The 14,944-nt window shown below is 46.4% G+C and carries 7 protein-coding genes; 3 read left to right on the plus strand and 4 right to left on the minus strand.

Annotated elements, in window-relative coordinates:
• Positions 1-29 precede the first annotated feature (29 nt).
• Positions 30-2,699, plus strand: coding sequence for an RICIN domain-containing protein (locus L323_RS33870; protein WP_020816108.1), 2,670 nt, complete (start codon positions 30-32; stop codon positions 2,697-2,699).
• A 145-nt stretch (positions 2,700-2,844) separates the two neighbouring features.
• Here L323_RS33870 and L323_RS33875 read toward each other — a convergent pair whose 3' ends face one another.
• The 3 genes from L323_RS33875 to L323_RS33885 form a co-directional block, all read right to left on the minus strand.
• Positions 2,845-4,233 (minus strand): S8 family peptidase, encoded by a 1,389-nt coding sequence (locus L323_RS33875; protein ID WP_031342181.1) that lies wholly within the window; start codon positions 4,231-4,233, stop codon positions 2,845-2,847.
• A 58-nt stretch (positions 4,234-4,291) separates the two neighbouring features.
• Positions 4,292-10,795, minus strand: a complete 6,504-nt coding sequence (locus tag L323_RS33880; protein ID WP_020816110.1) for an InlB B-repeat-containing protein — start codon at positions 10,793-10,795, stop codon at positions 4,292-4,294.
• A 252-nt stretch (positions 10,796-11,047) separates the two neighbouring features.
• Positions 11,048-11,395: a hypothetical protein gene (locus tag L323_RS33885; protein WP_020816111.1), complete on the minus strand. Its 348-nt coding sequence runs from the start codon at positions 11,393-11,395 to the stop codon at positions 11,048-11,050.
• 115 nt (positions 11,396-11,510) lie between these two features.
• Here L323_RS33885 and L323_RS33890 point away from each other — a divergent pair, with 115 nt between their 5' ends.
• Entirely contained in the window at positions 11,511-12,323 is an 813-nt protein-coding gene (locus tag L323_RS33890; RefSeq protein WP_020816112.1) for a LytR/AlgR family response regulator transcription factor, read from the plus strand.
• Positions 12,317-13,597: an ATP-binding protein gene (locus L323_RS33895; RefSeq protein ID WP_020816113.1), complete on the plus strand. Its 1,281-nt coding sequence runs from the start codon at positions 12,317-12,319 to the stop codon at positions 13,595-13,597. Before L323_RS33890 ends, L323_RS33895 begins: the two co-directional genes overlap by 7 nt.
• A 313-nt stretch (positions 13,598-13,910) precedes the next feature.
• Here the strand turns inward: L323_RS33895 and L323_RS40850 are convergent, their stop codons facing one another.
• On the minus strand, positions 13,911-14,312 hold the full coding sequence (locus L323_RS40850; RefSeq protein WP_081665716.1) for a LytTR family transcriptional regulator DNA-binding domain-containing protein: 402 nt from the start codon (positions 14,310-14,312) through the stop codon (positions 13,911-13,913).
• Positions 14,313-14,944: the final 632 nt, after the last annotated feature.

A 14,944-nucleotide genomic window follows, 5' to 3' on the forward strand; every position in this document is an offset into this window, starting at 1 on the left:
TCCAATCACAGAAAGCGAGGACAAAACAGATGAAGAAAAGATTACTTAGTATCCTTCTTATACTATGCATGGTGTTACCTTTACTGCCATTACCTGCAAATGCGGTAAACAAAAGCGTTGTGTATCCACGCACAAAACTAAAGGATGTATATGTTAACGGGTTTGACTATCAATATTCTCCTTCGGGCAACTGGGTTATCGGTAAAAATAGCGTAATGTTTACAGACAAAAACGGAAATGTTGGTTTATTTAGCTATAAAAATGGAAATAAACCGAGAGCTTATATCTTTGATAAGGATTACAAGGTTATTTCAGATACAGTAATAAACCTTCCCTCCCACGACTATTTTGGTACATTTGCTGTTGCTTCTGACGGTAATTATTATGTCGTTATTGGTCATAAAAATAAAGAAGAAAATGCGGGAAAGACAGTTGTAAGTCTACTCAAGATTTCCTCTAAATCAGGTGATGTAATAAAAAAGGGCGAGCTAAAAGCAAAGCAATTTGGTTCTGCATTATCCAGCATAACCGTTCCCTTTAATGCCGGTACAGCAGAACTAGTAGAAAGCAGCGGAAAGATTTATATACATATGTCCCATGAAATGTTCAGATCCAAGGACGGAAAAAATCATCAGGCTGCTAACCTCTTTGTTTTTGATGGGGGCTCCCTGAAGCCGATTCAGGTAAAAAGTAATTTTTACGTTAGCCATAGCTTCAATCAAATGCTGAAACTGGACGGAAGTACTATTGTCACCCTGTCCCATGGTGATGCCTACCCAAGAGCAATTCGCCTGGCTACTATGGACAGCAAAGGTAATTTCAACAAGTCAGATATTTTTTCATTTAAGGGTGCTACTGGAAAAAATGAAACTGGCTCTACTGTATCAGGCTTGGAAATTGGACAAAGTACTTATCTGGTAGCAGGAACCTCTGTAACTCACAACCGGCCTGTAAATGGAAAGTTTAGTCCAGCAGGTGAATGGTACAAAGGACGCAATGTATATCTTTCAGTTGTTAATAAAAAAAGCATGTCACCAAAGCACATTTGGCTTACTACTTTTGACCCTAGTAATAAGGATATTACTATCACTGACCCACGAATCTTCAAATCAGGCAAGCAATTTGTCGTAGTGTACTCAGTCTCCAAAGGAGATACTACCTACACAGAGTTTGTTACAGTGGAAGAAAACGGAAAAATACTGGCACGAAACAAAAAAGACAAAACAGCATTTTATTCAAATAGCTACCCATTACTAAAAGATAATAAGATCATTTGGATTGCTCCATGGGCAGCAGGAATGGATTTTTATTATCTAAACAATACAAAAATCTATAAATATAAATTTGATGACACTGGGCATGTCTACCTGTTTGAAGTTGATATCAGCTCTCCTTCTTCCCCAAAATGGGTTGAGGGTATACGTCCACAGTCTGTCGTAATTGAACAAAAGAATGTATTTTTAGGCCGTGGTGATGCAACTAAGCTAACGGCCAAGGTATATCCTACAAGCAGTCCCTTTGACGAAATTATCTGGTTATCCGGGAATAGTGGTAAGTATAGTGTAACAAAGGATGGCTATGTTACTGCACTTGAAGGTGGTGCAACAAATAAAATTTTTGCTCAGAGTGAAATAGACCAAAGCATTTATACTACTGTGCAGATAACAACCAATGCCTCACCAAAGGCCCCTAACCCACAGGTACGAAAGGCAGCTACAACCACCCCAAAGGATAAGCAAGTTGGATTGTACAGCGCATTGGAATATTACCCCTTGGAGAAAGGTAAACAAATAAGCAATGTTCAGTTAAAATCTTCTTCGGGTAAATTGCCTGAGTATTACCTTACCTCCTCTGACGAGTCCATTGTCAAAATAAAGGATTCCACCAAGCTAGTTGGAGTTGAATACGGCACTGCTACAGTCTATTTTCACACCACAGATACGATAAATGTTGCAAGCTGTGTGGTAGAGGTTACTCCTCCAAAAGCTGACGGAACCTATATCATTAAAATGCCAAAAACTAATTATAAGCTTGGCGAACCTTTTGAAACCGAAGGCTTCAGTGCAGTTAAATGTACAAAAAACGGCAAGGAAATAAGATACTATAATGATAAGCAGGCATTTTTTATCATAACAGATCAACTCAGTACATACCTCACTGATGCATGGGGCAGGGGTAAACCGCTGACTAAAGCGGGAAAGATTGAGGTTCGTGTAAATATTGCAGGTACAGTACTTCGCTACAATATCAATGTTAGTAATTCAAGTAACGGTTCAGATAATAGCAACTATACCAAGGTGCTTCAAGATGGCCGTTATAGCTTGCGTTGCATGAATAATTACGTCAACATTTCAACAACAGGAGGTGCAGAGCTCAGAAATGTAACTCCAAGTCCCTCCTATGAGATTAAAAGACAAACTGACGGTAATTACACCATCAAAACCTCAAGTGGCAAATATTTAGGTATTTCTGATTCAATTAAAGACGGAATTCAGCTGAAGGAGGTCAGTTCTCCTTATTTGTGGACATTATACTCCGAAAATAATAATGATATCTTCAGCTTACGCCCTGCTTCCAATTTGAAAATGGTGGTAAATGCATCAGGACAGAAAAATACAGACGGTACATGGATTATTTTATGGACATACGAGAACACAAATGCACCTAATCATGCAGAGTTCAGATTTATACCTGCTTAATAGCAAAAAATTTAATAGTACATATAATATGCTCCCTTCTAAGTGACAAGTTTTTATTATTTTACTTGTCTACCCAAAAGGGAGCATATTTTATTCCGGCTTATCTTTATTGCCACATGTCAGAAACATTATATGTAGAGATTTGTCACGTATGTCTTATTCCACCCAATACGAAATCATAAAACTTTATTATAGTCACCGCCAACTGTGCTCTGGTAGCACTGCCTTGTGGGGATAGAGTCTGCGTACCCGTTCCGTTGATGAGTCCGATGGCATTAGCCCAGGAAAGAGCATCCTTTGCGTAGGAACTAATGCTGTCAGCATCGGAAAATTTACTTAAATCCCCCCGGTTACCTAAATCATGACCGAAAGCTGAGGTATAACGATACAGCATGACGGCCATCTGTTCCCGTGTAATGGTGCCATTGGGGTTTGTGCCGTCAGAAATACCATTCGCTTTTGCCCACGACTGAGCATCACTATACCAGATTGCGGTGTTTTTAGTAGGCTTGAGTCCTTGCAAACGGTAGAGCATCATCCATAGCATGGCACGGGTCGTTGGCTGATTCGGGGAAAATTCAACTGCACTCGTCCCTTGTAAAAGTCCGAGTTTTACCGCTTTATTCACACCATCAAAGTACCATTTTGAAGGTTCCACATCCCGAAACAGACATCCCTGTCGTACATAGACAAGCGCCTGCTCCAGATTCAAAATGCCCCAACCAGAAGCTCTGTCATAGCCGGTAGTGCCGAAATCTGTGGCAGAGGCATAGAGAATCTGCCGTACCTGTGCCGTTGTTAAGTCGGGATATTCGGTCATCAGCTTAGCTACAACACCTGAAATATATGCCGTGGAAAAGCTGGTGCCAGTAGCCAGCAGGCGATTGCCCTTCATGGTGGCTGTGGGCAACTTTTCTCCCGGAGCCAACAGATCCACTGCCTCATTAGAGTTGGAGAAGTCAGCCGGAGCGCTGTTCGCTTCATTCACCGCACCCACACACAGAGTGCTGCTGTATGCACCAGGATAGTAAACGGCGTCATTCCCGTCATTTCCTACACTGGAAATGACCAATGCTCCCTGTTTCTCCGCCCATGCCACCGCATCCCGCAAAGCTGGTGTGTCGGTCAAAACACCGGAACTTATATTGAGGATTTTACAGTCATAGACCTCCACCGCATCCCGAATTATCTTTGCCATCATGGCACCGTCACCCTTGATGGTGCCGCCATCTTGGTTTTTTCCGTAATAGACCAACGGAACCAGGATAGCCTCCGGGCAAATCCCCTTTATCCCCGCCGCCTCGCTGCCTACGATGATAGAAGCTATTGCCGTGCCGTGGCCAACTGTGTCGGCGGTGGTTTTATTGGGCAGGATATAGTTTTGCCCAGGGGACAAATTTGTCTTAGGGATGGCTGTTTCAGAAATGCCGGTATCGATGACGGCCACCCGTACAGGTTCAGACTCGGCGGCCAAAGCAGGTACGGTCAAAAACATGGCGGTCAGCACTACGGCAAAAAATATACGCAGTCTCATGTACTCACCCTTTCCTTGGGGTAAAGAGGCGGGGTCTCCCCCGCCTCTGTTTAAAGCTTTACGGATTTGTGACAGTGATATACTTGTAGTTCCGGTAGGTTTCATCCTGTGTTACAGAAGTTGCCGGGGTACCATCGTAGCTTTCGCTGACAGTGATGGTTTCAAATTTTTGATAGCTTCCATTTTCAACAAAATACTTAACAGTACTGTCCAGAGGACCACAGTATGCCGCGCTATCGTATCCATGAGTCTCCAAGGTGCCTTTTTTCAGTTTGACAGTATACGTAAGACTTATGGGACCAACACTCACGCCATAGCTCTTGCCACCGCTTCCCGCAATGCCGGCAAAGGCTTTCACTGTGGGTCCGTTAATGGTAAAGTAATTTCCGGCGATACCAGCTCGAATGCCGCAGTTGTAGCTGGTTCCCCCTGTGCCGCTGGTGGCGGTCAGAGTACCGGTTCCTTGAATGACCAGTGCGCTGTGTGCATAAATACCACATACATTGCTCAGGGTAGCAGCAGGTGCATTGTAGGTGTTTGTCACTGTGCTGGTGCCCGTGTTTTCGATGGTCAGACTTTCTTCGCTGTAAATTGCTGCACTTACATAGCCGTTGCTGTAGGTCCCGGCTATCGTCGCGCTGTTAAGGTGCAACGTACCCGTGCTAGGATCAAACTGCACGCTGGCGGAACCATCACCGAGGATGTCGTTCATGTTCTCCGTGGTCACTTTTATTCCTGCAACAAAGAGCACCAGTTGTACATTGCCCGTATAACCTGTAGTAGCCCAACGAGCATACAGGGTCTGGTCAGCGGAAAGCTCTACATTGGTGGCACTGGTGACTTTCGTGCCGCCGCTTGTTGCCGTAAACCAACCAAGGAAATAGTGCCCGTCATAGGCGGGAACAGGAAGATCACCATAAGTGCTGCCTACAGAAACAGACTTAGAGGCTGTGCCAACCGTACCCCCATTGGCATCGAAGCTTACAGTATAGGTCGGTTTGTCAGACCATACCGCCACCAATGTGATATTCTCCGCAGGCATGGTAGTGAAGGCATAATTCGTACCATTCAGCTGCCAACCGACAAAGCTATAGTTTTCCTTAGTAGGTGCTGTAGGAGCGGTCACTGTAGAGCCATAAGCCTTTGTAATAGCTGCAACTTCACTGCCGCCGTTGCTGTCAAAGGTAATGGTATACTGATTTGCTGTCCAGTCGGCGGTAAATGTCGTATCTTCCGCAGGCATGGTCATGTTTTCAGTATAGCCAGACCACAGGTTAAAGGTATACCCTGTTTTGGTGGGGTTATTAGTCGGCTTAGTAATGGTCGCACCGTACTTCACGCTGCCTGTAGTTGCTCCGTTGGTGTCCACTGTGCCGCCGTTACCATTCCAATTCACAATGTAACTATTACGGGCGTAGTACACCTTTAATACCAAGCTGCCATCTGCCGTGACTGTACCGGAGGAAACCGTGCCAATGACATTGGAATCACAGGTAAAGCCGGTATAACTCTTAGCAGTGGCGGTGACCGTAGCCCCGGTGCTGCCCTTCAAATTCTCCGTCTCGCTTGGCGTGGAAGGATAGCTTCCGTCCAGTTCCGCCTTGTAGTGTTTCACCGTGTAAGCGATATTACTGTCGGCTGTCCAGGCGGCAGTCAGGGTGATATTTTCCGCAGGCATGGTGCTGAAAGTATAATCATCACCATTCTGATTCCAGCCGGCAAAGGTATAGCCTGCTCTGATAGGTGCTGTGGGTTCGGTAACGGCTGTGTCGTATTCCTGAGTAATGGGGGATACGGAGCTGCCACCATTGCTATCAAAGGTAATGGTGTACTGCTTCACATTCCATTGTGCGCTCAGAGTGACATCTCTTGCAGGCATTGTGGTTGGTATCGAAGCTGCCGCACCGTTTTCCATCCAACCGCCGAAGGTATAGCCGGTTCTGGTAGGATCATATCGCTGCAGGACCGAATCGCCGAACTTCATGGGAAGTACGGCATTGTCTTCGCCATTCCCCAGTACATAGGTAAAGGTATAGTTGTTGCGGGAGTAGTAATACTTCACCACAGCTGAGCCGTCACCCTTGATGGTTACGCTCTGGGCCGCAGGTGCGGTAAAGCCTTCGTAGGCCTTAACGTCGGGGGTCACGCCGGTTCCGGTCTGTCCCTCAAGGACCTCCCGCTCAGCCAGAGTGTAACCGTCGTCGTTCAAGTTCTCCTGATAGTGCTCCACGGTGTAATTTGTGTCCGTCCGTGCACCCCAAACAGGGGTAAATGTCAAGTCATTGGCTGGCATAACCGTGGGGATGGTGTTGTTCCAACGCAGGAAGGAGTAACCGGGGGCGATGGGGTTGCTCCATTCGATTTTCGCACCCACGGGGTATTTGATGGCCACACTTCTGTTGTCCGCTTCCGTACCATAGTTGAAGGTCACGGTATAACTATTGCATTCATAATAGACCTGAACCACCGTATTGCCATCTGCAAGAATGGTCTTTTGCTGGATGGTCTTTGGTGTAAAGCCTGCATAGCTCTTTGTCTGGGCGGCAGTGGCCTGGTTGCTGATTCCGCTCATGGTCTGGCGCTCGGCAAGCACATACATGCCATCCAGTCCCTTCTTATAGTGTTCCACGGTATACGATGCCACATTAGGGGTCCACTTCGCATACAGGGTCACATTCTCGTTGGGCATAGTGTTAGGGATGGTATACGCTGTCCCTGTGCAATCTTTGTTGGAGTACCAACCAGCAAAGGTATAACCCGCTTTGGTTGGATTTGCAGGTCTCCATGCAGATATGTTTGCCCCGGACAACTTGCATATCATATCCACTGCGCTGCCGCCGTTAGAATCAAAGACCATGGTTTTTCCATTGAGCAGATCACTCCATTTCAGCGTAATGGTACGGCTAATGGTCTCTGTTGAGAATGCCAGAGGAGCGCCCTTCCAAGTCAGCTTCATTTCGCAGTTAAGTGTACTGTCTCCAGAGGCTCGGCTGACGGTGACCTGGTTGTTTACTGGGTTATATGTAAATGCAGGGTTGGACAGCTCCACTGCAAAATACTTTTCGTCTTTCGTGTTGTTTTCCGTATTTTCGTCGAAGTTTTTAGTCTTGGGTTTGTTATCCTCACCTAAGTCGCCGGTTTTCAGATCCATCCACTTCATCTCGAATACCGTGTTAGGGATAGTATACGTGGTTACATTCTGGATAGCGTAGGTGGGAGCCTTCACATAGGCGAAGTCATAGACGTTCTCCCGCTGGCCCGCCGACCAGAAGGGCCACTCTTTAGCGTAGATGGTGGGGGCGTAGGAGTATTTGCCGTTCAAAACCTCGGCCACAAATTTTACATCCAGATACGCACCAAGTTCCACCAACAGTGCTCCGGAGGAGCTGCTGTTCTTTTCCCAGACTCCCCCTTTTTTATAGTTTGACAGAGAGTAGTAGAAGTAACCCCATAATCGGGCATAAGCGCCTGCTTCAATCTGTAACCCGATTCCGTCCAGTTTTGTGGAGAATAAACCCACCAACGCTTTGGCTCGGATACCGGCACGGATGCCCAGAGTACCCATGACATAGAAGTCGAACTGATAACCGTTGGTGCTCAGGTCGATAGTCTCGCTGTCGGCCTTCTTGCTCTTCAGAGACAAGCTGAAAGAGTGACGCTTGGAGTTTTCATACTGAAAGGTCAAGCCAATGGCCACATTCAAATTGGCGGACACCACAAAGTCCACCTGAATACCGTAGGCCAGAATATGGAGGGGATCTACCCCGCCACGCAGGTCGATCAAGTTAACTACAAACAGATCCACCCACTTCTCGTTGGCGTCCTTCATAAATGCCGCATACTTTTCTGCCAGACCGCCAGAAGAAGAGGCTTCAGCCTCTGGGAATACAGACTTAACATCCTCCATCTTCTTTTTGATGGATTCACTAAGACTGAAGATTTTTTTGGTGGCCTGTGCCTCATTAGCACTTGTCGGCCAGGGCATGCCCCAGGGTTCTTTATCCTCAGCCAGCTTGGCGGTAGCGGTAATACCTACGCCGGTATAGGTACCAAGGTCGATGTTGCCGGTCATGCGGTAGTCGGAGATGTAGGGGAAGATCCATTTCCATTTCCAAACTGCGCCGCCGCTAACGCTGAAACCAAAGAGTACTTCCTGCTCGAAGAAAGCAGTCAGTTCAACTTCCACCTTTTTATTCGAGCCGGATTTCTGAATATCAAATTTGTATTTCACGGCCACTTCCGCGCGAATGCCTTTTCTGCCTTCAAAATGGGACAGACGAGGGGAAACGGACACACTAGTCTTTATGCCGCCCTCTTTATTCACGATGTTGCCCATGAGGGACAGCTCGTCTTCGCTGACGGGAGTACCGTCACTATAGGTAATAATATAGTCTTTCAGGGTCAGGTTGTCATCACTGCCGAAGATCTCCTTAACCTCATCGGTCTGGATGGCCAAATCGGCCAGATACTCGCCAGCCTCCTGGATAAAGCCGCTGGACATGAGCTGGGATTCCACCGCTTCACGGATGAGCTGCTCATCGTAGGCGGCTTCGATCTGTGCATCGGTCAGCTCACTTTCGCTGTACAGCTCCATGGCAGAGAGCACGGATTCTTCGCCTACTATTGCATAGGTGATAATAGCGCTGCCACCATTCGTAGTAATACTGATAATTTCGCCATAACCCTGCTTGGTGGCATTCGTGTCGCCAAGATCACCGTTATTAAAGAAGCTAAGATAATCACCAGGCTCCACTACAGTCTCCGCGCTCAAACCCATATCGGCGTATGTTTCCGCAGAGAAATCCAACTTGCTGTTAGTAATTGTGATGCTACCGGTTCCACTGGTGGCAACCTCGTTTCCGGCCGTCACACCATCGCCGGCATCCAGATCTATGGGCAACAAATCGGGGGTAAACAATACATCCTCAGACTTGGCAGACTGATAATAACAAGTTGTGCCATCGATGCGTGTGATCTCCAGATATGCCACAGCGCCGTCATCCTCTACACTCCTCTTGTCTGGCTTTTTGCCGGTATAAACAGCTATAGTGTCTCCCACCATGATCCCGCCGCCGGAATATTTAAAACTGCCGTTGCCATTGTTGGCGGTATAAGTGGTTACGCCCTGGGCATCGGTGACAGCCTGATACAAACCGGCATATTCCAGCACATTGTTGCGGTCGGTTTCAGACAGAGCGGAGGCGGCAATGTACTTTATGCCGTCTTTGAGCTCCAGATTCAGAACTTCATCCTTTTGGATAATAAAGTTATAGTATCGTATTTCCTCGCTCTCACCAGCAAAGGAGAGCGCATCATTTATCAACTCGATCTGATAGGTATGACCGGGAGTAAAGCCGCCATTGGCAGAAGCAACAGTAAAGCTGCCTGAGCTGCCGGTGACAGAAACATTCTCCTGCTCTACGCCGTCCGTTCCGTTGGTCACAGAGGGGTCTGTAATGTTGCGGAATTTGAAATCCTTACCGGAGGCAGGCGCGCTGCCCGCATTCATTTTGATGGTGAAGTTTGCAGCAACATCCTGCTTGGTCACGAAGTTCAACTCGCCGTTCTCACTCAGTGACACAGCTTCAGTAAATTTCGCATACAGGGTCAGATTCCTTGAAAGGATGTCCGTGCTGGCTACCATGTTGGTCAGGGCACTATCATAATACCACCCAAGGAACACCGTTCCGCCCTTCTGAGCAGGGACGGGCATTGTGTTAAGGAGTGTTCCGGCGGGATAAAGCTTGTTCGTAGATTCTTCTCCCGATTTCAAGGTCACTCCGTAATAGACTGTGGAGCTGCCACCGGAGGAACTGCCACCGGAAGGCGGTATAACAACAGGTGTCTCCTCCTTTGGTACACCAGGTTCCTTATACCATGTTTTCACAGTCTCATCTGTCCGCATACACAGCGTTGCAGCCTGTGCACGGCTGGCATTGCCCAGAGGATTAAAATTCACTCCGTCACCGGCCAGCAAGCCGGTTTTCCACAACTTCAAAACAGCATCCTTGGCATAACCGGCAACATTGTCAATATCTGCGGGAGTAGTGGTGATTTTGGCCCCGGTTTCGTAGTCCACACCAAAGATCTCAAAATAGCGTACAAAGAATACTGCCATCTGCTGGCGATTAATCAGTTCATTAGGTGCAAATTTGTCGTTACCAACACCTGATGTAATACCGTGTTTTGCTGCCCACACGACAAAGGGGGCATAATAGGCATCTGCTGCCACATCGGAAAAGGCAGATTCACCTTTGTAGTTTGCGGTGTCCACCCCTGCCATACGACCCAAAACGGTTACAAACATACCGCGGGTCATTGTTCCGTTTGGTTCAAATGTGGTTGTAGAGGTACCTGAGAAAAATCCTTTCTCACGTGCGTACTGCACTGCGCTGTAAAACCAGTCCGATTTTTTTACATCGGTAAAAGGATTTTCTGTCTTTTCGTATGTAGTCTGCGCTGTTCTAATCAAGCCGTCACCCTGCGCCGCATATGCTGTGGCGGGAAACGTTGTAATCAGCAAACACAGGCAGAGGAAAAGACTCACGAGTCGTTTCTTCATCTTGTTTGTTCTCCCTTCGATCTCTTGATTTATTTTGAGATGGGTTGCTTCTCCATGGTCCGGCGAAGTGCATCATCATAAAGCACCACGATTTTTCAATTTAGCAGAATAAAATCAGCGATAACCCCCTGTTTTTTATACAGCTGATATAGTTCGCCGCCGGAGCAGAACGTATCGGTCTCCGTCAGTACCGTTCATGGCATCAGGGCAAGTCACATGCAAAGAATTTGCAGGACGCTGATAATTCTTTTTTCATGTTGGTTCTCCCCTCTTTTTACCTTGTTCGTTTTCCTCGTTCACAGCCCTAAAGCCCATCAGCAGGGCCGGAACGCGGTTAATTGGCTTGTGCAGAATGCGGTTATAGCTTTTAGCCGCCTCTCGACAGAGCATCCTGCTGGTTTCCACCATTCCATTTGCGGACCTCACATCGGGGCCGTCCCTTGCCTTGGCATATAGCCCCTCGTGCAGGCGCAACTGCTCATAAAGATCGGTAAGGCTGTTTCTCTTTTTTAATAGCTCCTTATAGGCGGTTGTAAACCAGATGGTCACGAATCCCGCCACACAGATGCCCGCAACAAAGCAAGCGATAAACGTGGGCATATGGCGTCACACCTCTTTTTTTGTATTTAACGACAGAATACCAGAAATATTGCTAAAAAACTGTTTCTGGCCTGAACGGTAGTGGATTTCGGCCTGAACGGTAATTGGGCAGTTGATGAAATTTAAAAAGTATAGTAATATGGTTATAAATTTTAACTGGGGAGAGGTGGAGCATTTGAGAATTGCCATTTGTGACGATGATCATAGGGATCTGCTGCAGATAGCTTCTCTACTGGAATCGTACCGGCATGAGAGCAAGGCAGAACTCACCTATGCAAGCTTTCAGAACGCCGTAGAGCTTTTGGTTTCTATGGAAAACGGGGACTACGATGTGTTGCTTCTGGATGTTCTGATGCCAGGCGTTACCGGTATGCAGGCGGCCCGCGAAATTCGAGAGCGTAACAGTCGGATTCAGATTGTATTCCTGTCCTCCTCTCCGGAATACGCGGTGGAGAGCTACAGCGTGCGGGCACACTATTATCTTTTAAAGCCCGCCTCTGTGGAAAAGCTTTTTCCGATTCTGGACAGACTGCTGGACGATTTCAAAAAGCCGGAGGACGCCTTATGCATCAAAACACAGTCCAGCGTGTTCAGCCTCCCTTATGGGAAAATAGAATACATAGAGGTCAGCGCAAAAAAACTGTATTTTTATCTGACTGACGACGGCACGCGGGAGGTAACGGGCAGACTGGCAGACTTTGAACAGGCCCTGCTGAAAAGACCCTGTTTTATGAAGGTGCATCGCTCCTATCTCGTGAATCTGCAGTGGGTGCAGGAGTTACGGCAGGGAGAGCTTATCACCGCGTCGGGGCGGCGTGTGCCTGTGTCCAGAGCGGCCTATACTCAGGTGCGAACTGCCTACACAAAGTTCCTGTTCTCCGAGGCAGAAGAGCTGGAGCAGGACAAGAGAGGCGGTGTTGAATGTTAACAACTTACATTGGACTCATACGATTTGGTTTTTCTCTGCTCTTCGGAGTGGCACTTTCGGTCTGCTTCGCGGGCATAGAACATACGCGGAAGAACAATCTTGTTGTTGGCTACTCTTGCGTAATTCTCCTTTTTGTGCAGTCCTCCTGCTGGTGGTTTTTTGGCATAGATTTAACGTCAAAATTATATCCCCTGATTATCCATCTGCCAATGATTCTTTTTCTCATCATATATCTTAAACGCACTTGGTTGATTTCCACCGTAAGCGTGCTCTCGGCCTACCTTTGCTGTCAGGTACCCCGATGGATCGGCAGCATAGGAGGCGCAGTTTTCAGCAGCAGGCTCAGCGAGCATATTTGCTATATCGCGGCAGTGTTTTTGGCATATTATCTCTTTAAAAAATATGTGGCAGATACTCTTCGGCAACTGATGGAGAAATCCACCAAATCCTGTGTCCTGCTCGGCGCTGTTCCGCTGTTTTACTATTTATTCGATTATATTACCACGATTTATACCGATTTGCTTTACCGAGGCGTAAATGGCGCGGTTCAGTTCATGCCCTCTGTGTTTTCAATCGTTTATTTCGTGTTTATTATCCTTTACTACGTCGAAATGCAAAAGCAGATACGTGCCCATAGAGAACGGGATATGCTGGCCGCTCAGCTCTACAGTGCGCATTCAGAGCTTGTGTCTCTGCGGCAGATGCAGAATATTGCTGCCACCTACCGACACGACATGCGACATCATTTTGCAATTTTGCAGGGCATGGCTTTCGAAGGTAGTATAGAAAGAATCAAAACGTATCTAAATATTGCACAGTCCGATATAGATTCTATCACCCCGATTCGCTTTTGCGAAAACGAAACGGTAAATTTGATTTTGTCAACCTTTTTTACCAAGGCAAAGCATTCGGGAATTACAATGATTGTAAACGCGAAGTTGCCGCGTTCATTACCTTTAAGTGACACAGAGCTTTGCTCCTTGCTCTCAAACGGTCTTGAAAATGCCATCTTCGCTGCTGCCCGTCTCGATTCCGAGCGTAGGGTAGTGTCTGTCAAGGCCACGATACATAAGGCCAATCTGCTCATTTTGATAGAAAACCACTATGCGGGCGTAATTGTAATGAAAGGCGGACTTCCCCAATCATCTCTTGAGGGACATGGCTACGGAACGCGCAGCATCGCAGCCATCGCCGATGCCCATGGCGGTCAGGCAATTTTCAGCGCTGAGGATGGTGTATTTACTCTGAAAATTATGCTTCCACCCAGAAAATGAGGCACATAATTCCTATCCGCTCAGCACATACCATTCCTGCTATGCATCGGGATTAGCAAACGGGCTTCTTGATAATTACCCGTGCCGGACTTTCACAAGCAAGCGTGCTCCAGCTTCGCTGGACGCACGTCAAAAGAAAAAGCCCACCGATGCAAGCTTTTGGTTTTCTGTATGTTTCAAGCTGCTTTTGGTGGAGATAAGTGGGATCGAACTGCTGAGCTGTGTAAGCGGCAAACAATTCATCACATAGTATAAAAATTGTAGAAGGATTTCTGTAGAAACAGTTTGCTTTGTTGACCCCGGGAAATTGGTATTAAGAATGTGAACGACTATCTACCGGCTCCGGTTTTTTCACCAACATCTTGGTCTGCATTAAATCGCTCCCATAAAGTCTACTCAAATATATGTTTATCAAACTGCTCAACAACAGCTGCAATTTCGGCTCGAGTTGCTGTGCCTTTAGGATCATAACGGTATTGTGCAAGTATACTTGCCAGTTATAATCAGCCTTTAAAAGGTTAAAATCATTGCTATTGCGTATGAGTACAGGGGTATTTAATGTAGTGATAAAAATTCCGTTTTCAATGCACTTTATGTAGTTTAAATTAACAACATAGCTCTGGTGACAACGTATAAAATGTTGACCTGAGATTTGTTCCTCAATGGTGTCCAACTTCTCTCTCAATTCTAATTTTGTTCCATCCTTAAAGTGGATGTGTACTCTTTTTTAAATTACTTTCGGCAAAGACGATACCATCAAGAACAACTAGTCTCCCTGCAAGAAAAATACTCCTGGGGCGATAACCTTTGAGAAATCGTTCCAAAGGTTAGTTCAGCTTTTCCGTTTGGAAGGGCTTAACCAAATAAGAAAGTGCCTCTACATCGTAACTATCCAACGCGTAGTCCTGAGAGGTGAAAGACAATCGGTGCAGATATGTCACTGCTGCGCACGGCCTTGGCAACCTCCATGCCGTTAGAGTGCCTCATAAATATATCAAGAAAAAAAGGCTAAAGCCAGTAAGTACTTCGGATTTTTCTGCCAAAAGCTCGACGCCATCATAGTATTCCTTTATTCTATTTCATATTTTTTCGAATTCATAAATGCTGCCAGCACATATTTTAGAGAATCTCTGTCCTCTTTCATATCATCACAAATTGCAATGTGAAGCAAGTTTTCTCCTCCTTCTTATCCAAAATAACAATCCTATTTAAACATTAATTAATATTCTCACCTTAAAACTTTATTTTTCGACCTAGTCTACCGCAAAATACTATAATTGTCGATTCAAAAACGTTTTTTGAGCCAAAGGCAGCCTCTTTTGCTTTCTACTCCCGATAACGACAAAA

This window comes from Ruminiclostridium papyrosolvens C7, assembly GCF_000421965.1.
In the GTDB taxonomy this organism is placed as follows: domain Bacteria; phylum Bacillota; class Clostridia; order Acetivibrionales; family DSM-1351; genus Ruminiclostridium; species Ruminiclostridium papyrosolvens_A.